22 protein-coding genes, 1 tRNA gene and 1 pseudogene are annotated in these 20,649 nt (G+C 52.4%); 7 read left to right on the top strand and 17 right to left on the bottom strand.

The genetic code is table 11. The annotated features are described in order from the left end of the window. The 4 genes from FDX01_RS20125 to ghrA form a co-directional block, all read right to left on the bottom strand. Nucleotides 1-438 (bottom strand): DUF1097 domain-containing protein (locus FDX01_RS20125; protein ID WP_137400380.1); only part of this gene is annotated, 438 nt, incomplete at its 3' end. A 101-nt stretch (nt 439-539) separates the two neighbouring features. Continuing rightward, nucleotides 540-1,094, bottom strand: a complete 555-nt coding sequence (locus tag FDX01_RS20120) for a molecular chaperone (protein WP_115258889.1) — start codon at nt 1,092-1,094, stop codon at nt 540-542. Nucleotides 1,095-1,118: 24 nt separating this feature from the next. Next, nucleotides 1,119-1,856 (bottom strand): phosphatase, encoded by a 738-nt coding sequence (locus FDX01_RS20115; RefSeq protein WP_115258890.1) that lies wholly within the window; start codon nt 1,854-1,856, stop codon nt 1,119-1,121. Nucleotides 1,857-1,975: 119 nt separating this feature from the next. Then, nucleotides 1,976-2,914, bottom strand: a complete 939-nt coding sequence (gene ghrA / locus FDX01_RS20110) for a glyoxylate/hydroxypyruvate reductase GhrA (protein WP_096757599.1) — start codon at nt 2,912-2,914, stop codon at nt 1,976-1,978. Nucleotides 2,915-3,146: 232 nt separating this feature from the next. On the opposite strand from ghrA, the gene FDX01_RS20105 reads away from it, so the two are divergent. Then, nucleotides 3,147-3,234: transfer RNA gene (locus FDX01_RS20105), tRNA-Ser, on the top strand. A gap of 137 nt (nt 3,235-3,371) precedes the next feature. On the opposite strand, the gene rlmC is transcribed toward FDX01_RS20105, so the two are convergent. The 10 genes from rlmC to FDX01_RS20055 all read right to left on the bottom strand — a co-directional run bounded on the left by rlmC (nt 3,372) and on the right by FDX01_RS20055 (nt 12,231). After that, complete coding sequence (gene rlmC, locus FDX01_RS20100) at nt 3,372-4,499, bottom strand: 23S rRNA (uracil(747)-C(5))-methyltransferase RlmC (protein ID WP_137400352.1); 1,128 nt, start codon at nt 4,497-4,499, stop codon at nt 3,372-3,374. Between the two features lie 40 nt (nt 4,500-4,539). Continuing rightward, nucleotides 4,540-5,049, bottom strand: coding sequence for a YbjO family protein (locus tag FDX01_RS20095; protein ID WP_096757704.1), 510 nt, complete (start codon nt 5,047-5,049; stop codon nt 4,540-4,542). 36 nt (nt 5,050-5,085) lie between these two features. Continuing rightward, complete coding sequence (gene potI, locus FDX01_RS20090) at nt 5,086-5,931, bottom strand: putrescine ABC transporter permease PotI (RefSeq protein ID WP_137400351.1); 846 nt, start codon at nt 5,929-5,931, stop codon at nt 5,086-5,088. Next, a complete protein-coding gene (potH, locus tag FDX01_RS20085) occupies nt 5,928-6,881 on the bottom strand; it encodes a putrescine ABC transporter permease PotH (protein ID WP_115258957.1) in 954 nt (317 codons plus the stop codon). The genes potI and potH overlap by 4 nt, the downstream gene beginning before the upstream one ends. A 9-nt stretch (nt 6,882-6,890) precedes the next feature. Further along, nucleotides 6,891-8,024, bottom strand: a complete 1,134-nt coding sequence (potG, locus tag FDX01_RS20080; protein WP_096757707.1) for a putrescine ABC transporter ATP-binding subunit PotG — start codon at nt 8,022-8,024, stop codon at nt 6,891-6,893. Between the two features lie 137 nt (nt 8,025-8,161). Further along, nucleotides 8,162-9,274, bottom strand: coding sequence for a spermidine/putrescine ABC transporter substrate-binding protein PotF (potF, locus tag FDX01_RS20075; protein WP_096757708.1), 1,113 nt, complete (start codon nt 9,272-9,274; stop codon nt 8,162-8,164). Between the two features lie 431 nt (nt 9,275-9,705). Beyond that, nucleotides 9,706-10,182 (bottom strand): YbjN domain-containing protein, encoded by a 477-nt coding sequence (locus tag FDX01_RS20070; RefSeq protein WP_096757709.1) that lies wholly within the window; start codon nt 10,180-10,182, stop codon nt 9,706-9,708. Between the two features lie 90 nt (nt 10,183-10,272). Beyond that, on the bottom strand, nt 10,273-11,175 hold the full coding sequence (gene rimK, locus FDX01_RS20065) for a 30S ribosomal protein S6--L-glutamate ligase (protein ID WP_117341700.1): 903 nt from the start codon (nt 11,173-11,175) through the stop codon (nt 10,273-10,275). 59 nt (nt 11,176-11,234) lie between these two features. Further along, nucleotides 11,235-11,957: a nitroreductase NfsA gene (gene nfsA / locus FDX01_RS20060; RefSeq protein WP_115258961.1), complete on the bottom strand. Its 723-nt coding sequence runs from the start codon at nt 11,955-11,957 to the stop codon at nt 11,235-11,237. Beyond that, a complete protein-coding gene (locus tag FDX01_RS20055; protein WP_096757712.1) occupies nt 11,941-12,231 on the bottom strand; it encodes a DUF1418 family protein in 291 nt (96 codons plus the stop codon). Before FDX01_RS20055 ends, nfsA begins: the two co-directional genes overlap by 17 nt. A 172-nt stretch (nt 12,232-12,403) precedes the next feature. On the opposite strand from FDX01_RS20055, the gene FDX01_RS20050 reads away from it, so the two are divergent. After that, nucleotides 12,404-12,667, top strand: coding sequence for a GrxA family glutaredoxin (locus FDX01_RS20050; RefSeq protein ID WP_137400350.1), 264 nt, complete (start codon nt 12,404-12,406; stop codon nt 12,665-12,667). 34 nt (nt 12,668-12,701) lie between these two features. Here the strand turns inward: FDX01_RS20050 and FDX01_RS20045 are convergent, their stop codons facing one another. Further along, nucleotides 12,702-13,082 carry an inner membrane protein YbjM gene (locus FDX01_RS20045; protein WP_096759440.1) on the bottom strand — a complete coding sequence of 127 codons (381 nt, stop codon included), beginning with the start codon at nt 13,080-13,082 and terminating at the stop codon, nt 12,702-12,704. A 267-nt stretch (nt 13,083-13,349) separates the two neighbouring features. Here FDX01_RS20045 and FDX01_RS20040 point away from each other — a divergent pair, with 267 nt between their 5' ends. Next, complete coding sequence (locus FDX01_RS20040) at nt 13,350-15,035, top strand: aspartate:alanine antiporter (protein ID WP_115258963.1); 1,686 nt, start codon at nt 13,350-13,352, stop codon at nt 15,033-15,035. Between the two features lie 249 nt (nt 15,036-15,284). Next, a pseudogene (locus tag FDX01_RS20035) lies at nt 15,285-15,730 on the top strand (SDR family NAD(P)-dependent oxidoreductase). A gap of 15 nt (nt 15,731-15,745) precedes the next feature. Here the strand turns inward: FDX01_RS20035 and FDX01_RS20030 are convergent. After that, nucleotides 15,746-16,288 carry a TetR/AcrR family transcriptional regulator gene (locus FDX01_RS20030; RefSeq protein ID WP_115258965.1) on the bottom strand — a complete coding sequence of 181 codons (543 nt, stop codon included), beginning with the start codon at nt 16,286-16,288 and terminating at the stop codon, nt 15,746-15,748. An 85-nt stretch (nt 16,289-16,373) separates the two neighbouring features. On the opposite strand from FDX01_RS20030, the gene FDX01_RS20025 reads away from it, so the two are divergent. The 3 genes from FDX01_RS20025 (at nt 16,374) to FDX01_RS20015 (ending at nt 18,787) form a co-directional block, all read left to right on the top strand. After that, entirely contained in the window at nt 16,374-17,582 is a 1,209-nt protein-coding gene (locus FDX01_RS20025; protein WP_096757718.1) for an MFS transporter, read from the top strand. Beyond that, nucleotides 17,582-18,397, top strand: a complete 816-nt coding sequence (locus FDX01_RS20020; RefSeq protein WP_137400349.1) for a Cof-type HAD-IIB family hydrolase — start codon at nt 17,582-17,584, stop codon at nt 18,395-18,397. The genes FDX01_RS20025 and FDX01_RS20020 overlap by 1 nt, the downstream gene beginning before the upstream one ends. A gap of 102 nt (nt 18,398-18,499) precedes the next feature. After that, complete coding sequence (locus tag FDX01_RS20015; RefSeq protein ID WP_137400348.1) at nt 18,500-18,787, top strand: hypothetical protein; 288 nt, start codon at nt 18,500-18,502, stop codon at nt 18,785-18,787. A gap of 500 nt (nt 18,788-19,287) precedes the next feature. On the opposite strand, the gene FDX01_RS20005 is transcribed toward FDX01_RS20015, so the two are convergent. Next, nucleotides 19,288-20,520, bottom strand: coding sequence for an MFS transporter (locus FDX01_RS20005; protein WP_096757721.1), 1,233 nt, complete (start codon nt 20,518-20,520; stop codon nt 19,288-19,290). Nucleotides 20,521-20,649 lie beyond the last annotated feature (129 nt).

The following is a 20,649-nucleotide window of genomic DNA, read 5'->3' as shown; positions in this document are numbered from 1 at the left end:
CCCCAGCCACAATCCGCTGTTCTTCATTGCATAGCCAAACACCAGTCCCACTGCTAACGAAGGCAGAACCAGACGCCAGTCCCCCTGCCCTGCAAATGTTGCACATGCACCAATAAACGTACCCGGCACAAATGAAAGCAACCATTGCTTAGCCTGAATGCACATCAAGAAGGCAACAATCCCCGTAATGACATAGCCGATGATGTCCATATGCGGGGCAAGCGCACTACCGTTAATAATCACCAACGCCCACACCACACCGCTTAACAGCGTACACGCTGAGATCCACAGCCCTTTCAGCCCACTCTGCGGACAGGCAAAATAGGCTGTACAACCCAAAAAACCTGCCCAACTGAGTAAACCAAGAGAAACGGCCACCCATCCCCAGATACCGGAGAGAATGCCCGTTGTGATTGCAATAGAAAGAAGTATGTTCATGCCGCGCATCTTAGCAGAAAAACGGCATGATAATGAGATCGTGCACACAATTTATGCAAGCTGATAAATTGCGTTGCAGAATAAAGTGACTTAAATCACATTTACTCTTCTGTATCTTCCTGCAACTCGTCCCACATCGCGCCAATCGCATCGCGCGTCAGCGGCGCCATGGTACGCCAGAATGGGGAACTGGCATGCGCTTCCACTTTGCCAAGGAACGCGCCACACCACGGGAGCAGATAGTCAACGAATAACGTTTCCAGCGCTTCACTTTCATCTTCAGCAGACTGATCTTCAAGCCATGACGCAGCCAGCAGCAATGTGCCGATATGATCAGCAGGAGTATCCGCCAGCGGCATACCGCGCGCAGAAAGGAATGCGCGAACTTCGGATTCCTTAGCACCTTCGACCCAAGCGCTGCGATAAGGTGGCACCGCACACTCTTCACCGACAAACAGCGCGTTATAATCTGCAGCCACCTGCGGCATATCACAGCTTTTCTGTAAGCGAGCCAGCAGTTCATCTTGCTCCAGTGGCCAACTTGCTGACAGTTTACCCTCACCGATCACGGTAAAAAGAGGAACCAGTAACGGGTCCTGCGGTTGGCGGTAAAACAGCGATCCCAGGACGCGACACAGGATAGAAAACTCGTTCATTGTTGTATTCCAGTTAGTTCACAATTAAAGTTCAGCAAATTCCGCGATAGGCTCCATGCCGCGCGATTCCAGAAACGCCAGCAGGCGTTTTGGCGATACGTTTAAAATTCTGTCCTCCGGGAAGTTCACATCATCCAGGATTTTACGGCATTCACCAAATTCCCCCAGCGTGAAGGCGGTATGGGAATCCGATCCTAACGCCACCCATCCACCGGCATCGCGTACCGCTGCGGCGACTGCGCGACAGTTGTCTTCACTGCCCTTACGTGAATGCAGGAATGAGGAGTTATTGATTTCCAGTGCTACCTGGTATTTCGCTGCCGCCTGTGCGACGGCGGTAAAGTCTAACTCATACTTTGGATTTCCTGGATGACTGATAATGTGCACATTACCACTCGCCATTGTGGCAATCATCGCCTGGGTATGCGTGTCTTTATCAACAGGTGCGAAAACCGGCTCATGGAAGCCTGCAATGATTAAATCCAGGGAAGTAAACATCGGACCGGAGCAGTCGATCTCGCCGTCAATATTTTTAATATTCGCTTCAATACCGCGGAGAATTCCCACCCCGTCCACCAACCTTGGCCAAATGCGCATATTAATAAAATGCCAGTGATGCGGGGCATCTGCCATGTCCGGCCCGTGATCGGTGATCGCAAACAGCTTGATACCTTTGCGTTTGGCTTCGGCGATGTAATCACTCAGGGTACTGTAGGCGTGGGTGCTGGCGACGGTATGCATATGCAGGTCAACGGGATACATAATTCTCTCCTGTAGTCATTTTTCGTCAAGGATAGCAGGTATCTCCACCATTAATACCCTAAATAATTAGAGCTGTAGGACGGTGTTTAGACGAAACCCGGCGGCTGGCCGGGTTGTTATCAATATCCCCTAACGCGATCGACTTGACCCGTTACGGCTTTCCCACTCTCAAGGTTTAAAATGGTGCGTGAGATATAGTCTACGGCCTCTGCAGGACGCGTCACGGCGGCAATATGCGGCGTCATCGCCACGCGCGGATGTTTCCATAGAGGGTTATTTTCCGGTAGCGGCTCGCTGCTGTAGACGTCCAGCATCGCGCCCTTCAACTTTCCGGTATTCAGCGCAGCCAGCAGATCGTCTTCCTTCAGATGAACCCCGCGTGCCAGGTTAAGCACGTACGCCCCATCCTGCAATTGATTCAGCAGCCCGGTGTTAATAATACCTACCGTTTCTGCCGTATTTGGCAGAAGATTAATCAGCACCCGCGTTTGGCTCAGGAACGCCGCCAGCTCTGCGGTACCGGCAAAGCTTTCCACACCGGGCCAGGATTTACGCGTCCGACTCCAGCAACGCAGCGGGAAGCCCCATGCTTGCAGGCTCTCAGCCACTTTAGCCCCTAATACCCCTGCCCCCATAATCCCGACAGTAAACTCTTCGCGGGTATACTCTTGCAGCGGTTGCCATTTCGCCTGACTTTTTAGCGCCTGATAGTCATCAAAGCGTCGAAACCAGTGCAGCACCTGACTCACCGCATATTCCTGCATTTGCAGACCCATACCGGTATCTTCCAGACGGAAAAGCGGGATTGACGCATCCAGCATTTCAGGGTGGGCTTTTAGCTTGCTGAGGATAGAGTCCACGCCGGCGCCCAACGCGAAAACAGCTTTTAACTTGCGACCTGCCAGCATATCAACCGGTGGATGCCAGACGAGGGCATAGTCAGCATGCGCATTATCACCCCGCTTCCATTCACGGACATTTGCGCCTGGGATTGCCTTAGCCAGTGCCTTCAGCCACCAGGCCGTATCGAATGTCGGGTGATAGAAAAGTATTTCCATATTAACTCCTGAGCAGTGTTATGCGGAACTTTCTCGCACTTATCATCATTTTCCAAGGAATATCAGAATAGCAAATTTTAGGATGCTGGCAAAAAAAGCAATTCTTGCTTATTTACGCCCCATGTTGCTTGAAGTTTGTGTAAATGCACGTTTTTTTTAAAAAGTAGATTGACGTCGGGGCGGTGTTTCCCCTACATTAGCGCCCGTTCCGCTAACGCAGGAACAACAATACGGTGAGGTGTCCGAGTGGCTGAAGGAGCACGCCTGGAAAGTGTGTATACGGCAACGTATCGAGGGTTCGAACCCCTCTCTCACCGCCACATTTGAGAAAGAGCTCGTACGCAAGTACGGGCTTTTTTTTCGTCTATTGCATTTACCGAATGCGGCCAACAACCCGCATCCATCCTTAGACCTGACAAGCGAAGCGTCATCAGGTATTCCCTGCGAAGAAAAGAAACTATTGTCGGCTGAGCAGCGTCAATACTTCATAGTGCGCGGTGTGCGGGAACATATCGAAAAGTTGAACCCGTTCTATGCGATAGCCTGGCAGCTCGCCAATATCCTTCGCCATGCTTTGCGCATTACAGCTGGAGTAGATGATAAACGGCGGTGCCATGCTGGAAAGATAATCACACAGGGGTTTACCAATGCCCCGACGCGGCGGATTCACCAGCACCAGATCCGGAACGTCTTCCTGTGCCGTCGCGAATTGGGTCGAATCGAGCGCTTGAAAGTGCAGATTCTGTAACCCCAACGTCTGCGCAGATTGTTTCGCACAGGCGATCGCCTCTGGTGCGATCTCGATACCCGTCAGTTTCATCTGCGGCGTAGCGCAATGCAGACCAAAACCGCCAACACCACAAAACAGATCCCACATATGGTTGACCGAAAGCTGACGCACCCAATCGCGAGCCGTGGCATACAAACGCTCAGCCACTACCGGGTTGGTTTGAAAGAAACTCTGCGGGCGGATCCACAGCGGTACATCATTAAAACGTTCAGCCAGCGCCTGCTGCTCCGTCAGGAAGATTTCTGTCTCGCCTTCCATAATCGCCATATGCACCGGCTGTATATTGACCGTTATCACCTTTAACTGCGGTAACTGCGCCTGCAGCCACGGCAACGCCGCGCGCAGTTGGCTCAGCTTGGCCTCTGAGCGTAAGACAAAACGCAGCATCATACCGCCGTCAAACTGGCTTTCCGTTAACAGCACATATTTCAGTTCGCCCCGCTTACGCGCTACGTTGTAAGGCGTCAACCCGGCACGGGCGATAAAGGGTTTTAGTGCGGCAAATACCGGCGCAAATGAGGCAGGATAAAGCGGACAGTCGCACAAATCTTCAGGTGTACCGTCACGATGCAGCATGCCCAACAGCGGTTTTTCCACGCTACCGCTCACCACCATTTTGGCTTTATTACGAAAAGCGCTCTCCGGGCCAACGACGGGCGCGCACCACTCCCCGACCGAATAGTCGGCAAGAAGAGTCTGGAGATCGGCCATTTTTGCACGGAGTTGATCGCCAACGGGCTGTGTTATCCACTGACAGGAACGACAGCGATCGGCGTCATAAAGAGCGCACTGCATAAGAAAACCTTCAAATTAACCGGGGCGAAGATTATACACATTATTGCAGACGGAAGAACCGTCGACTGGATGCCGGAACAAACAGCAACAACAGCACCAGCATATCCGGTAATTTCTGCATCACCAGCGTGCGAAAAATTTCACGCTTCGATTCACCCGCAATACTGAACAGCTCGGGATAACCATAACCTAACGATGCCGCCCACAAATAACCGGAGGCCACCACCTGGGTAAACAGATAAATCCAGCGCGCCCAGTTACGTCCTTTGACCAATGAAAAGGCACAGTAAATTTCGATAAACACCAGTATCAGACTGCTTAAAAACACCAGCGTTAAATTCCAGGTCTGCACGCTACGCTGGATAAATGCCATTGTCCCGCTCACACCCAACGTATTGAAAATCATCAACAGATCGAGGCCGCGGATCATAATAATAGCGAGCGCCGCCACCTGCACTAAAGCAGGAACGTTTAAGCGAGCATGTGATGTGGATGATTTTTTAAAAAATCCCAACGCGTCGTCTTCCGTGAAAACGGTGCAGCGCCACATGCTGCACCGAGTAGAGGTTGGCAGATTTTAGTTTTTTCAGCCGCGTCTTGCACGCTGGATATCGCGCAACCGCTGCTTTTCTGTCCGGGCCATCAGGTACCACGCGATAAATCCGATAATTCCTACCACGCCAAGAATCAGCGTCGCCAGCGCGTTAATTTCTGGATTAACCCCCATACGTACGCTGGAGAACACCAGCATCGGCAACGTCGTCGCCCCAGGACCGGAAACAAAGCTGGCGATCACCAGATCGTCAAGCGACAGGGTGAAAGCCAACAGCCAGCCGGAAATCACCGCCGGCATAATCATCGGCAGCGTGATGACAAAGAAGACCTTCAGCGGCGTGGCACCAAGATCCATCGCCGCTTCTTCGATGGAGTGATCCAGTTCGCGCAAACGCGAGGAGATAACAACCGCCACATACGCCGTACAGAAAGTGACGTGCGCCAGCCAGATGGTTAACATCCCGCGATCTGCCGGCCAGCCAATAGCATGCGCCATGGCGACAAACAGCAACAACAGCGACAGGCCGGTGATGACATCCGGCATAACCAGCGGCGCTGTTATCATAAAGGCAAAGCCATTAGAACCCCGGAAACGACCAAAGCGCACCAGCACCACCGCAGCAATCGTGCCGAGGATCGATGCCATCGTCGCCGCACAGGCAGCGATGGTCAAACTCATCCCAACAGCGCTTATCATGGCAGTATCGTGGAGCAATTCACCGTACCAGCGCGTCGACCACCCTGCCCAGACCGTCACCAGTTTGGAGCTGTTAAACGAATAGATAACCAGCATCAGCATCGGCGCGTACAGGAAAGTGAACCCTATGACCAGGATAAAAATACGCCACGGTGAGCGAATGACGGGTAAATTATTCATCCGTGTTCCCCCACACTTTTTTGCTGATATTTATGGAACCACATGATCGGCACAATCAATAACAGCAGCATAATAATGGCCACAGCCGACGCCACCGGCCAGTCACGGTTATTGAAAAACTCCTGCCACAACACACGGCCAATCATAATGCTGTCCGGCCCGCCCAGCAGTTCAGGGATCACAAACTCCCCGACCGCCGGGATAAACACCAGCATTGAGCCTGCGATGATCCCGCCTTTGGTCAACGGCACGATCACGCTAAAGAACGTTTTCAGCGGTCGGGCCCCAAGATCCAGCGCCGCTTCCACCAGCGAATAGTCGATACGTGTCAACGCGGTGTAGATCGGCAGTACCATAAACGGCAAATATGCATAAACAATCCCGATATAGACCGCCAGATTGGTGTGCAGGATCGTCAGCGGCTGATCGATAACTCCCAGCCACATCAGAAAATTATTCAGGATCCCGTTATTTTTCAGGATCCCCATCCAGGCATACACGCGAATCAAAAACGAGGTCCAGGAAGGCAGGATCACCAGCAACAGCAGAATATTCCGCGTTGACGGTTTGCTGTGTGCCACAGCCCATGCCAGTGGATATCCCAGTAGCAAACAGCAGATCGTCGAAATCCCCGCCACCTGCAACGACTGCAGGTAAGCATCAACATACAGCGGGTCAGCCGTCAGTTGCAGGAAGTTGCCAACATTAAGCGTGATGGAGAGCTGGTCGTCGGCCCATGAGATGAGGTCAGAATACGGGGGTATCGCCCGCGCCATCTCAGAAAAAGAGATCTTAAAAACGATTAAAAATGGCAGCAAAAACAGCAGAATCAGCCAGATATACGGCAGCGCAATCACCACCTTGCGCCCATGCTTCATCTGCATCCGCGACATAAACAGCGTGAAACGGCTCGCGTTGTCCACGCGCGCCGGAGGTTCAAGTGTACGCATTTTCACTCCTTAAACCGTCAACACTACGCAACTGTCCGCATCCCAACACAAACGCACCTCATCGCCCCAGGTCGGTAGCCCCTTACGGTAGCGATGTTCGTTTTGTAGCTGAGCACTCAACATCTGGCCGCTTTTTAAACGTACGTGGTACACCGACAAATCACCGAGATAGGCAATGTGAACCACTTCCCCCACCGCAAAGTTATAGCCATCCGCCGGTGGAGTCTCACAGAGCATAATTTTTTCCGGACGCAGCGCGACGTACACCGGGACGTTATCAACGATGGAGGCATCAGCATCGACTTTCAGCGGATGGACCAGCCCCGGAGAGTCAATGATCAGGCCGTCTTCCTGACGCGCTTTCAGTAGCCCCTCGAACACGTTTACCGAGCCAATAAATTCCGCGCTATAGCGGGTGGTCGGGTGCTCGTAAATCTCTTCAGGTTCGCCGATTTGCACGAACTTGCCGCGATTCATGATCGCAATACGCCCCGCCATCGTCATGGCTTCTTCCTGATCGTGCGTTACCATCACACAGGTCGCACCCACACGTTCGAGGATATCGACCACTTCCAGTTGCATGCGGTCACGTAGCTTTTTATCCAGCGCCCCCATCGGTTCGTCCAGCAGCAGCAGTTTAGGACGTTTTGCCAGGCTGCGCGCCAGCGCCACACGCTGTCGCTGACCGCCGGAAAGCTGATGCGGTTTGCGTTTGGCAAATTCCTGCATATGCACCAGGCCCAGCATCTCGTTGACCCGGCTGGTAATTTCAGCTTTCGGCAACTTGTCCTGCTTCAGGCCAAAGGCAATGTTCTGCTCCACCGTCATATGTGGGAACAGCGCGTAGGACTGAAACATCATATTAATCGGGCGCAGATACGGCGGGACGTGTGCTAAATCGACACCATCGAGCATAATTTGCCCGGTGGTCGGCAGTTCAAAGCCCGCCAGCATGCGCAGCAGGGTTGATTTGCCGCAGCCGGAGGCCCCTAGCAGGGCAAATATTTCGCCTTTGTAGATAGTCAGGCTGACGTCATCGACGGCGTGCTGGCCATCGAAAGACTTGGTCAGATTACGAATTTCAAGCAGCGGGGTTAGCGCTTTACGGGTCTTCGCCTGTGGGCGGGGGGTCGCATCATTCACGTGAGTGCTCTCCGGCATAAAACAAAGAAACAGTGCAAATAACGCACCAGCATGGTGCGTATTGCCGGGTTATGAGTGTTCAGGGTTCGGGTGTCCCGGCGGACTTACGCGCCGCCGGGTCATCTCCCTGACGCGGGTTATTTCCCGCTTTTCACCTTGGTCCAGGCACGAGTACGGACACGATCGATCTTCGGATCCTGTACTTTCAGAGTGAACAACTTAGCTCGCACATCGGCCGGCGGGTAAATCCCCGGATTGTCACGAACTTCAGGGCTGACCAACGCCGTCGCCTCTTTGTTCGCGTTGGCGTAGAACACGTGGTCGGAAATATGGGCAATCACATCCGGACGCAGCAGATAGTTGAGGAACTGATACGCTTCGTCTTTATTTTTAGCATCCGCAGGCATGGCGAAAACATCGAAGAACGCCATCGCCCCTTCTTTTGGAATTGAGAAGGAAATATTGACGCCATTTTTCGCTTCTTTCGCGCGATTAGCGGCCTGCCATACGTCCCCTGCCCAACCAATTGCCACGCAGCTATCACCGTTTGCCAGATCGTTAATGTATTGAGAAGAGTGGAAATAACGAATATTCGGACGCAGCTTCAACAGCAGATCGGTTGCCGGTCCGGTGTAATCGTCCGCTTTGGTACTGTTGGGGTCTTTACCCAAGTAATTCAGCACGGTGGCAAACACTTCTTCGGGGGCATCAAGGAACGAGACGCCGCAGCTTTTGAGTTTTTCCAAATTTTCCGGCTTCAGGATCAGATCCCAACTGTCGACCGGCGCATCCGCGCCCAGCACCGCCTTCACTTTATCCACGTTGTAGCCAATACCGGTGGTTGCCCACATATACGGCATCGCAAACTTGTTGTCTGGATCGTGTTTCGCCACCAGCTTCAGCAATTCGGGATCGAGGTTTTTCCAGTCTGGCAGTTTACTTTTGTCCAGCGGTTGGAAAACACCCGCAGTAAGCTGACGCTCAAGGAAGCTGGCGGAAGGAACGACAAGGTCAAAGCCAGTGCTACCCGCCATGAGCTTACCTTCCAGTACTTCATTGGAGTCGAACACATCATAAACCACTTTAATGCCGGTCTCTTTTTCAAAATTAGCCACCGTGTCGGGGGCGATATAATCAGACCAGTTATAAATATGCAGCGTTTTTTGTTCAGCAGCGAGCGTGCCGGCAGAGAGGGATATCAGAGCACCCGCAACCAGGCCTGATAACCATTTTTTATTTAAGGCGGTCATAATCTCTTTCCTTCTGAAAGTTCGTTAACAAACGAACAAAAAATTCACACTCTATGATATGCAAGAAACGTGCATATTCTTTCATTCAGCACAAATAAGAAAAGAGGCTTCCCCTGTGCCGCTATGGCTCGCTAATAATCGCGGAATCATTCAACATGCATTGCGGTCGCATGCAGCCCATAAAGGGTTCATTGAAGGATGACGTTTATAAGCCTCGCCAGAATAACTTTAGCCAGGATTCGAGGATATAGCCCAGTTAAAAAAACGTCTTTTATCAATTTTTTATGCAGGATTTATCTATGACATAAGGCAGAAGGCGTGGAAGTTAGGTGAATAATTCTTTAATAAAAGGTTAAATGAAGAATAAAAATAGGGTAATACGCAACCGCTCTGGCAGCGGCTGCGCTTTTGGCATCATTGCTCAGGAAATATTAATGGAGGAAATGGGTCTCAGTACCGCTGTTTTGCACATCTTCTTCAGCGTTAAATAACAGTTGATGCGCCCCGGCTTCAAGGATCACCATGGATATCTGCTCTTCGCTCTGGCGAACAAAACATTCGAACTGCTCAAACGTGACGCCCGGCACAACGTATAAAGACTGGCAAACCACCAGCTTTGGCAGATTATCATCCTGCATGTCCAGAAAGGCTTTCACCGTCAGCGAACTGGCATTAATGGATGACAGATCGGCGGCCAACGGCAGCAACGCCGATGGCCTGACTTCCGCCATCGCAGAGAACAGAATGACGTTATCCACCAAATCAATTTTCGCATCAAAGATGCCGTCAAAGTTTTGCATATGAGGTAAATGCAGCGCCTGACAGGTATCGCATTCAAAAAAACTCATGCCCAGGTCGTCGAGCCATTGACGCAACGTATCCAGAGTGGGAACGACCAGTGATGTCATAATAATGTGCGACCTCTTTCGATGAAAAAATTACCGGCACAGCTTACGCAAAAAGACCGCGTCATACCACGATCGCCATCGATATTGCGTTCAGCCGCCGATTTTAAGACAAAATTCCGGAGTTGCATGACGTTCGATCCACTTGATCATCCGTCCGGCAATATCAACCCCCGTGGTTTTCTCCACGCCTTCAAGCCCCGGAGAAGCGTTAACTTCCATGACCAGCGGCCCGCGGTCTGCGCGCAAAATATCAACGCCAGCCACATCCAGGCCCATGGTTCGGGCAGCTTTTATCGCGATGTCCCTTTCACGCGTCGTAATATTGGCAATACTGGCCACGCCACCGCGATGGAGATTAGAACGAAAATCGCCCTCTTTAGCCCGACGCTCAATAGCGGCCACCACCTCGTCCCCTACGACAAAACAGCGAATATCCCGCCCTTTGGCCTCTTTAATATATTCCTGCACAAGGATATGTGCGTTCAGTCCTCGAAATGCATCCACGACGCTCTCCGCGGCCTGACGCGTTTCGGCCAGCACCACACCGATACCCTGCGTGCCTTCTACCAGTTTCACCACCAACGGTGCGCCGCCGACCATATCAATCATGTCGCTGGTATCGTCCGGTGAGTGCGCGATTCCGGTAATCGGGAGATCGATTCCCTGACGTGCCAGCAGTTGCAATGAGCGCAGCTTATCGCGCGCACGGGTGATCGCCACTGACTCATTCAACGGATAACTCCCTAACATCTCGAACTGGCGCAACGCCGCCGTACCGTAAAAGGTAATCGCCGAGCCGATTCGTGGGATGACCGCATCAAAATGAGGGAGCTGGCGGCCCTTGTAATGAATCGAAGACGCCGCCGGACTAATGTTCATATAACAGGAAAGGGGATCGATAATTTCAACCAGGTGACCGCGCTGCATCGCCGCTTCACGCAGGCGCTTACAAGAATAGAGCGTTCCGTCCCGGGACAAAATGGCAATTTTCACCCTGCACCTCTCTGAAAGACCTGCTGAAAGCCGGCGTATCATACACCGGGTTAAAATCTTTAGCGCGTAGCCCATCCCTGTTTGTGCAAATATTCCAGAATAAAGGGGCGATTTTCTTTGATGATGGTGCGGCGAATATGATCGCTCCAGGTATCACGACGCGTGTTGCTGCCACGGGTCAGATAATACTGCGCAAGCTGTTCATCATAGTGAGCCAGGGCGTCCTTATCGAGCGGCTGGTATTGATTTTCATGCACCACAATGGCCGCAGGCAGCCGTGGCTTGATATCGGGATTATCTGCAGGCCAACCGAGACACAGACCAAACAGCGGCAGAACATGCTGCGGCAGTTTCAGTAACTCAGTTACAGACGCAATATTGTTGCGCAGTCCGCCAATATATACACCGCCAAGCCCCAGCGACTCTGCAGCCGTCAGCGCATTTTGCGCCATCATCGCCGTATCAACCACGCCCAGCAGCAGTTGTTCTGCCAGTCCCAGCTGTGCGTCAGGGCAAATCTGTAAATGACGGTTAAAATCAGCGCAGAACACCCAGAATTCGGCAGCCTTCGCCACGTGCGGCTGCCCACCCGACAGCGTCACCAGCGACTCTCGCAGGGCCTTATCCGTCACCCGAATAATCGTGCTGCACTGTAAAAAACTGGAGCTCGAGGTGCCTTGCGCGGCAGCTATAATCGCCTCGCGCTGCGCATCCGAAATCGACGCCTCGGTGAAATGGCGAATAGAACGGTGGCTGCGAAGTAAATCAATGGTTGGAGTCATCTCTTTTTTCTCTGGCTGAACGGGAAGATACGCTGGATGTTCGCGACATCAGCTGCGGCGCCAACAGTTGCGCAATGCGCCACATTAAAAACACAGCGGCGGGAAGCATCAACAAAACCCCCAGAAAAATCATCACCACACAGGCCAATGGACTGTTAAGCGGCGCGGGTAAGGTGAGATAATCGTTAAGCGACAATAGCGCCAGCGCTAACGACACCATACCGATCGTTTCCAGAATCAATATGCTTTTAGGTAACACACCCACAGTGCGCATACGTGGCCTCCCGGCGAAGTGGCTCGTAGTATAAAACGTTCCGAGTTCTCATGTTTAACAGATATAGCGTAGATGTATCAAAGCAACAGGCCGAACCTACTTTCCATCCGACATAAATCGCGGCATCATACAGTCATTCGCCATCTGGCCTGATAAGTTCGAGGAGAGTGAGATGTTTGTTGTTATTTTTGGTCGCCCAGGGTGCCCGTATTGCGTGCGCGCAAAAGAATTGGCAGAAAAATTAAGCAATGAGCATGAAGATTTTAACTTCCGCTACATTGATATTCATGCTGAAGGGATCTCAAAAGCCGATCTGGAAAAGACGGTTGGTAAGCCGGTAGAGACCGTACCGCAGATTTTTGTCGATCAGAAACACATCGGCGGCTGCACGGATTTCGAAGCATGGGCAAAAGAGAATGTGAATCTGTTCGCCTGATTGCCGTCTCTACGCCCTCCACTGGAGGGCGTAATCAGTGTTTTTTCCGCTGCTGATGCTGATTAAATAGGCTACTGATAAACAGAAAACACAATGCGCCAAGCGCGCACCAAAACACCGCACTAAACAACCATGCAAGCTCTTGCCACAGCGAACGCGTAGGCATAAACACAAATCGCATCAATAACAAACAACACGGTGCCGCCAGCATTGCACCGAGAAGAGGTCTAAGCACCTCACGACGATGGGAAAAAAAGCTGGCCGCTGCTCCTGGCAATATAAAAAACAACAACCCAACCTCAGGATGCCCAGCCGCCTTAAATGCTCCTTTCACGTTCAGCGTCAATGAAAGACACACCACAATAAAAAGCACAAAGCAGCAGATCGCACCCGCCCAACCTTGCCTATGTTTCAATCGTTCCTCCTGACACTCTCTATCGAACACTCTTTTCGCCCAAAGGCGTCCAGTCAGATAAAGTCGTTCGGCATTCCATGCCAAAAACGCACTCACACGATTCTTATAGCCGTTGAAACGTAATGAGATTAAACTAGCCGCATATATCGTCATGCTGCTTTATTTGGGGCTGTGTACGATGCTGTCGCCCCTTAATTTCTGGCAAAAACATTAGCGTAAATTGCCATTTCTTTCAATAGCTTACTAGTAAACAAGAAGTTAGTCTCCGTGAATATAAACGTCGCAGATTTGTTAAATGGGAATTACATCCTGTTATTATTTGTGGTCCTGGCGCTGGGGCTGTGTCTGGGGAAATTACGCCTGGGTACAGTCCAACTCGGTAATTCCATTGGCGTTTTAGTAGTCTCCCTATTATTAGGCCAGCAGCACTTTAGTATTAACACTGATGCTTTAAATCTCGGCTTTATGCTGTTTATTTTTTGCGTCGGCGTCGAAGCTGGTCCCAACTTTTTTTCGATTTTTTTTCGCGATGGGAAAAATTACCTAATGCTTGCTCTGGTCATGGTCGGCAGCGCAATGCTGATCGCCCTGGGACTGGGTAGGCTATTTGGCTGGGACATCGGCCTGACAGCTGGCATGCTGGCAGGTTCAATGACCTCCACGCCGGTGCTGGTCGGCGCGGGTGACACATTGCGCCATTCAGGGATGACAGGAACACAGCTGTCAACGGCTCTTGATAACCTGAGCCTCGGTTACGCACTGACTTATCTGATCGGACTGGTCAGCTTGATTGTCGGCGCACGCTACCTGCCAAAACTGCAGCATCAGGATTTGCAAACCAGCGCCCAACAAATCGCCCGTGAACGTGGCCTCGACACCGACGCCAACCGTAAGGTCTATCTGCCTGTGATCCGCGCCTATCGTGTCGGTCCGGAATTGGTTGCCTGGGCTGATGGTAAAAATCTGCGTGAGCTGGGTATCTATCGCCAGACCGGTTGTTATATCGAGCGTATCCGTCGCAACGGCATTCTGGCTAACCCGGACGGCGACGCTGTATTGCAGATGGGCGATGAAATTGCCTTAGTGGGCTACCCGGATGCACATGCCCGCCTCGACCCTAGCTTCCGTAACGGCAAAGAGGTGTTCGATCGCGACCTGCTCGATATGCGCATCGTCACCGAAGAGATTGTGGTGAAAAACCACAATGCCGTCGGTCGTCGTCTGGCGCAGTTAAAACTGACCGATCACGGCTGCTTCCTTAACCGCGTGATCCGTAGCCAGATTGAAATGCCGATTGATGACAACGTCGTGCTCAATAAAGGGGATGTGTTGCAGGTCAGCGGCGATGCCCGCCGCGTAAAGACCATTGCAGACCGTATCGGCTTTATTTCAATTCACAGCCAGGTCACCGACCTGCTGGCCTTCTGCGCTTTCTTTATCATCGGCCTGATGATTGGGATGATCACCTTCCAGTTCAGTAATTTCAGCTTTGGCATCGGAAACGCAGCTGGCCTGCTGTTTGCCGGAATTATGCTTGGCTTCCTGCGCGCCAACCACCCGACGTTTGGCTACATCCCACAGGGTGCGCTGAACATGGTGAAAGAGTTTGGCCTGATGGTCTTTATGGCGGGCGTCGGCTTGAGCGCGGGCAGCGGTATTGGCAACGGCCTCGGTGCAGTCGGCGGACAAATGCTGGTTGCGGGCCTGATTGTCAGCCTGGTGCCGGTGGTTATCTGTTTCCTGTTCGGCGCTTACGTATTGCGCATGAACCGCGCCCTGCTGTTTGGCGCCATGATGGGCGCACGAACCTGTGCACCGGCGATGGAAATCATCAGCGACACCGCGCGCAGCAACATCCCTGCTTTAGGTTATGCAGGCACCTATGCTATTGCCAACGTCTTACTGACGCTGGCGGGGACACTGATCGTCATCGTCTGGCCTGGCCTCGGTTAAAATTTACCCTTTTATGAAATTTTTTTGCAGATAAGCAGAACTTTTCTTCAAGGTGTCAGTCATAACTATTGCCACTGCTTTTCTTTGATGTCCCCAATTTGTGGAGCCCATCAACCCCGCCGTTTTGGTTCAAGGTTGATGGGTTTTTTGTTGCCTGAAATTTGCCGCCCTTCCTGGCCCTTCAACCATTTGCATCATGCCGGTTATGGCACATACTTTTACACGGTGCTTTTGGTGATGGGGTGCGCAATGTTACTTGCAGGCAAAGTCGCGGTGATTTTCGGGGGCAGCGGTGCAATAGGGTGTGCGGTTGCGCAGGTGATGGCACGCGAAGGGGCACATGTGTTCCTGGGTGCACGTAGCCAGCAAAATCTCAATCAGGCAGCGAGCCGCATTCGCGCGTCAGGTGGCTCGGCCGACACCTTTATCATCGATGTGCTCGACGAGCAGTCGACAGCTGAGCAGGTTATGCAATGCAAGCAGGGTCTTATACCGGGGAAATATTCGCCGCAAAAGCGCAGTCAATGGGGTTAACCGTCGAGCTATGGCTTGGTGGAGCCGCACAAAGTACGATGCTTAAGCGTCTGCCAACGCTGGCACAAATCGCTGAGGTCACAACGTTTCTGGCATCAAACCACGCCAGTGCGATGACCGCGACGGTGGTAAATGTCACCGGGGGCGCAACCGTCAGCTGATAAGCTGTGTCAGTACTACGACAGCCCGGCGATGCGCTCAACCATCACCAGGATATCGTCTCGCTGCAGCGGTTTTTTATCGGTCACAAAATGCAGCGTCATGCCTTCAATAAAGGCATCCAGCGCACGGGCCGTGGCGGGGTCAAACCACTGCTCTAAGGTTTGTTGACTGCGTTGCATCCAGTTTTGCATCACCGTTTTCAACGCCGGTTTACGGCTGGCGAAAGCGTACAACTGGTACATAATCTCCATGTTATCCGGTGTGGTGACCTGCGAACTGTAAATCATCTCGGTAATGGCATGACAGGCCTGTGGCGCATCCATCACGTCCATAAAAAATGCCTGATATTGCCGCGACATAGTTTCGGTAAAATGACCGAATGCCTCCATCAGAAGCTCATCGATTCCCGAAAAATAATAGGTCATTGAACCCAACGGCACCTGCGCAATCGTTGCAATCTTACGATGCGTAACTGCATGAATACCATAAGTTATTACTGCGTCCAGCGTAGCCTGAACTATTTTTTCCCGCCGTTGTGGATCGTTCGCGCGTCGCACCGCATTTCCTCTTCTTGCATTTGTGTACAAATGTACACAACCTTGCTAATGTTGTCTCCTTTCCTCATTTCTTTGGCTCGAATTCATGACTGGCATCTCATCACGCAAAGCCTTAAGACGCCGAACCTGGGCGCTGTTTATGTTTTTCTTTTTACCAGGATTATTAATGGCTTCCTGGGCAACGCGTACCCCAGCCATCAGAGATATCCTCTCCGTTTCTACCGCTGAAATGGGGGCAGTATTATTTGGACTCTCTATTGGTTCGATGAGTGGCATTCTTTGTTCGGCCTGGCTAGTGAAACGATTTGGCACGCGGAAAGTGATCCGCACCACCATGTCATGTGCGGTTGTTGGTATGGCGATCCTTAGCGTGGCGCTATGGCTACATTCCGCCTGGCTATTTGCGTTTGGGCTGGGGGTTTTTGGTGCCAGCTTTGGTGCCGCAGAGGTTGCCATTAACGTCGAAGGTGCAGCGGTTGAGCGTGAGATGAACAAAACCGTGCTGCCGATGATGCATGGTTTTTATAGCCTCGGCACCCTGGCAGGCGCAGGCGTCGGGATGGTGCTCACCGCCTTTAGCGTCCCCGCCAATGCGCACATTCTGCTGGCGGCACTGGTGGCTATTGCGCCAATATTTATCGCCATCAAAGCGATTCCTGACGGCACCGGTAAAAATGCCGCTGACGGTTCTCACTCAGCCGAAAAAGGGCTGCCCTTTTACCGCGATATCCAGCTGCTGCTCATCGGCGTCGTGGTACTGGCGATGGCATTTGCCGAGGGTTCCGCCAATGACTGGCTTCCGCTCCTGATGGTAGACGGACACGGATTTAGCCCGACCTCAGGCTCCCTGATTTATGCCGGGTTTACGCTGGGCATGACCGTCGGACGGTTTACCGGCGGCTGGTTTATCGATCGCTACAGTCGCGTCGCGGTCGTACGCGCCAGTGCGTTAATGGGCGCGCTGGGTATTAGCCTGATTATCTTTGTCGACAGTTCGTGGGTCGCAGGTGTGTCCGTTATCCTGTGGGGACTCGGCGCGTCGCTGGGCTTCCCGTTGACCATTTCAGCCGCCAGCGATACCGGCCCCGATGCACCAACCCGCGTGAGCGTTGTGGCAACCACCGGCTATCTGGCCTTCCTGGTCGGGCCGCCGCTGCTGGGCTATCTGGGTGAACACTATGGCCTGCGCAGCGCCATGTTGGTGGTGCTGGCGCTGGTGCTGGTTGCGGCCATCGTCGCGAAGGCTGTCGCCAAACCAGACGTTAAAAATACCCCTGTGACGGAGAACAGCTAATGGCTATTAAGTTAATTGCAGTCGACATGGACGGCACCTTTTTAAGTGACCAAAAGACCTACAACCGTGAACGGTTTATGGCGCAGTACCGTCAGATGCAAGCTCAGGGGATCCGCTTTGTGGTCGCCAGCGGTAACCAGTACTACCAACTGATCTCTTTTTTCCCCGAGCTGGCCGAGGAAATCTCTTTTGTGGCGGAAAACGGCGGCTGGGTCGTTAGCGAAGGGGAAGATGTGTTTAACGGCGAGCTGGCTAAAGACGATTTTCAGACCATCGTGGATCATCTGCTAACGCGCACCGACATTGACATTATTGCCTGCGGAAAAAACAGCGCCTACACCCTGAAGCACTACAGCGACGAGCTAAAATCCGTCGCCGCCATGTACTACCACCGCCTCGAATTTGTTGATAATTTCAACAACATCAACGATGTATTTTTCAAATTCGGGCTGAATATCTCTGAAAAACAGATCCCGCAGGTTCAGTCTGCACTGCATGACGCGATTGGCGACATTATGGTTCCAGTGCATACCGGCTACGGCAGCATCGATTTAATTATCCCTGGCGTACATAAAGCAAACGGTCTGCGTCTGCTGCAACAGCGCTGGAATATTCGCGATGAGGAAGTCGTGGCGTTTGGTGATGGCGGTAATGATATTGAGATGCTGCGTCAGGCGGGGTTCAGTTTTGCGATGGCCAATGCCAACGATACCGTGGCCCGTGCGGCAAAATATCGTGCGGGGTCGAATAACGAAGAAGGCGTACTGGATATTATCGACCGGGTGCTAAAAAACGACGCACCGTTTACGCAATAACACCTCAGCACAGACGGCAACAAAAGAATGGCATGATCTCTTCATAATCCGCGTCACATTAATCCGCTGGATAAATATCTCCAGTGAATATTTTCAGGTGATCTGATGATGAAGAAAAGTGTACTAATAGTGGCAATATTGCTGGGGTTTGCGGGAACTGCACTGGCGCAAAGCGTCACCGTTGATGTACCAAGCGGTTATAAAGTTGTCGTGGTTCCTTCTTCCGTGAGCGTGCCGCAGGCGGTCAGCATGACCACCGCGCCACAAACGGTTTATGTTGCTCCGGCTCCTGCGCCGGCACCCGTTTATCGTGTACATCCTTATGCACGGCATGTCGCCAGCGTAGGCGAAGGGATGGTTATTGAGCATCAGATTGACGATCACCACTAAGTTCGCGTAAAGCCCGGGCAGCCGTCAACGCCTCATCGATTTTCAGCCGGACCAGGGTGTCGCTTCAGCGCTCTGGCTTTCAGCTATATCCGTTTTGCTGTTCAGAGATATTCAAGTAAAAGCGCAGGTAGTCAGGTGTGGGCTGGTCCGGCTGAAAATTGCCGACGTGTTTCCGTAAGGCCGGGAGAACCAGCAGGGATGCGGGTTCAGGGCGCGTTTTGCAGGGACGCTACCTCGCGCCCGGCCCGATAGCCTGGAGGAATAAGCGGAGGGAATTGCGAAGCAACAATTTTCCTGCCGGGAGCCGGGATTGTAAAGGGCGTGGCGAAGAACGCCCTTTACACGTTCACAGGAATCAGTGCTTCAGAGAAACGATGAACATGAGGTGAACGGAACCCTTTCTCAGAGAGAGCATATTCATCCCTCCCCCCGCCGCCAACATATGTTGATGCTTTCTGATACCGAGACGTTAACTGAACGGTATTACGGATAGCCGGGCTTTATCCTTCCCGTGAATCCCCTACCCGCTTATCTTTCAGGAAAATAAACATCAGCGCCAGCCACAGTATCCCGCTGGCCAGATTAAACAGGCTAAACAGGCCGTTACCGCCGAGTAAATAAGCATGTTTGCTCAGCTCAATACCAACGGTAAAAATCAGCATCTGCAGCATGCCCATCGCGGCGGAAACCGTCCCTTTACTCATGTCGCTGGCAAACAGCGTCAGGCGTACCAGCCCGGCATTCGCCACGCCAATCCCAAACGCATAAACACTCAGCCCTGCCGTCATCCACAAATAGGCATGGGAAGAAACCACCGTGGCCGCCGCGGCAATAATCAGCCCCACGGCGATTGGCCAGCCGCCCATAATAATCAGCGACCGTACCGTGCGTCGTGCGGTCAGGCGCGCCAGCACGAGGTTACCGGCGATCAGCGCACCAAAAATCGGCACCTGTAGCAGACCATATTCATAGCTGCTCAGCTGTTCACCGCTAATAATGATAATCGGGGATTGAGCGATCCACGCCAGCAACGGCAGACTGACAAAGCCCAACGCCAGGGCACCGGCGACAAAACGCACGTTCTTCAGCACCAGCTTGTAGTCTTTGCCCAGCTCTTTAATCGACAGCGTTTCACCCAGTCGGGTCGCGGTTTCAGGCATCGCGCGCTGCAGGCCAACAAAGGCGATGGCGGCCAGTACCGCAAACAGCACAAACATCCCTTCCCACGGCAGCACGTGCACCCAGGCTGCGCCGACCAGCGGGCCCAGCAACGGGGCAATCAGCGCCACGTTCGCCATCAGGGCGGTAATTTTAATGCATACCGCCTCTTCAAAGGATTCCTGAATCGCGGCATAGCCCACCGCGCCAATAAAGCACAGGCTAATGCCCTGCAAAAAGCGCAGGAAAGTGAATTGTTCAATGTTCTGCGCAAACAGCGTCGCAAGGCAGGTAACAATGAACCACACCACACCGGTTAACATCACCGGCCGACGACCAATACGATCCGACAGCGGTCCTAATAACCACTGCAAAAACATGCCGCCTGCCAGGTACGCGGTCATGGAGGTGGGAACCCAGTCTAATCCGGCCTGATATTGCTCCACCACCGCCAGCATACCGGGCTGGATCATATCGTTGCCGATATACGTAGAGAATTCGTAAAGCACCAGACAGAGAGGGAAAAGTAATGCCTGACGCCCCAGTCGGGCGCCTGAAGATAAACGGTTGTGCATGCAGTCTCTTAACCAATGAAAAAACGCGCAAAGTGTAATAAATGCGCCGGACTGGTGATAGTGAATTATGTGATTTGGCCGCAAAATGCGCACATTTTTACACTCAGTTTCACAATGCTCTTTTGCTTT

The organism is Citrobacter sp. wls613 (assembly GCF_005281195.1).
Lineage (GTDB): Bacteria > Pseudomonadota > Gammaproteobacteria > Enterobacterales > Enterobacteriaceae > Citrobacter > Citrobacter gillenii.
The sequence above is the reverse complement of the archived record's forward strand: the minus strand, read 5'-3'. Positions and strand labels throughout refer to the sequence as shown.

Excerpts from the sequence above, each read along its gene's own strand:
- potF (WP_096757708.1), bottom strand. The coding sequence starts at position 9,274 with ATGACCGCCTTAAATAAAAAATGGTTATCAGGCCTGGTTGCGGGTGCT.
- FDX01_RS20070 (WP_096757709.1), bottom strand. The coding sequence starts at position 10,182 with ATGACATCACTGGTCGTTCCCACTCTGGATACGTTGCGTCAATGGCTC.
- FDX01_RS20050 (WP_137400350.1), top strand. The coding sequence starts at position 12,404 with ATGTTTGTTGTTATTTTTGGTCGCCCAGGGTGCCCGTATTGCGTGCGC.
- nfsA (WP_115258961.1), bottom strand. The coding sequence starts at position 11,957 with ATGACTCCAACCATTGATTTACTTCGCAGCCACCGTTCTATTCGCCAT.
- FDX01_RS20025 (WP_096757718.1), top strand. The coding sequence starts at position 16,374 with ATGACTGGCATCTCATCACGCAAAGCCTTAAGACGCCGAACCTGGGCG.
- FDX01_RS20120 (WP_115258889.1), bottom strand. The coding sequence starts at position 1,094 with ATGAACGAGTTTTCTATCCTGTGTCGCGTCCTGGGATCGCTGTTTTAC.
- FDX01_RS20005 (WP_096757721.1), bottom strand. The coding sequence starts at position 20,520 with ATGCACAACCGTTTATCTTCAGGCGCCCGACTGGGGCGTCAGGCATTA.
- FDX01_RS20115 (WP_115258890.1), bottom strand. The coding sequence starts at position 1,856 with ATGTATCCCGTTGACCTGCATATGCATACCGTCGCCAGCACCCACGCC.
- rlmC (WP_137400352.1), bottom strand. The coding sequence starts at position 4,499 with ATGCAGTGCGCTCTTTATGACGCCGATCGCTGTCGTTCCTGTCAGTGG.
- potI (WP_137400351.1), bottom strand. The coding sequence starts at position 5,931 with ATGAATAATTTACCCGTCATTCGCTCACCGTGGCGTATTTTTATCCTG.
- FDX01_RS20095 (WP_096757704.1), bottom strand. The coding sequence starts at position 5,049 with ATGTGGCGCTGCACCGTTTTCACGGAAGACGACGCGTTGGGATTTTTT.
- ghrA (WP_096757599.1), bottom strand. The coding sequence starts at position 2,914 with ATGGAAATACTTTTCTATCACCCGACATTCGATACGGCCTGGTGGCTG.
- FDX01_RS20020 (WP_137400349.1), top strand. The coding sequence starts at position 17,582 with ATGGCTATTAAGTTAATTGCAGTCGACATGGACGGCACCTTTTTAAGT.
- FDX01_RS20055 (WP_096757712.1), bottom strand. The coding sequence starts at position 12,231 with ATGCGCACTGTGGGTGTGTTACCTAAAAGCATATTGATTCTGGAAACG.
- potH (WP_115258957.1), bottom strand. The coding sequence starts at position 6,881 with ATGCGTACACTTGAACCTCCGGCGCGCGTGGACAACGCGAGCCGTTTC.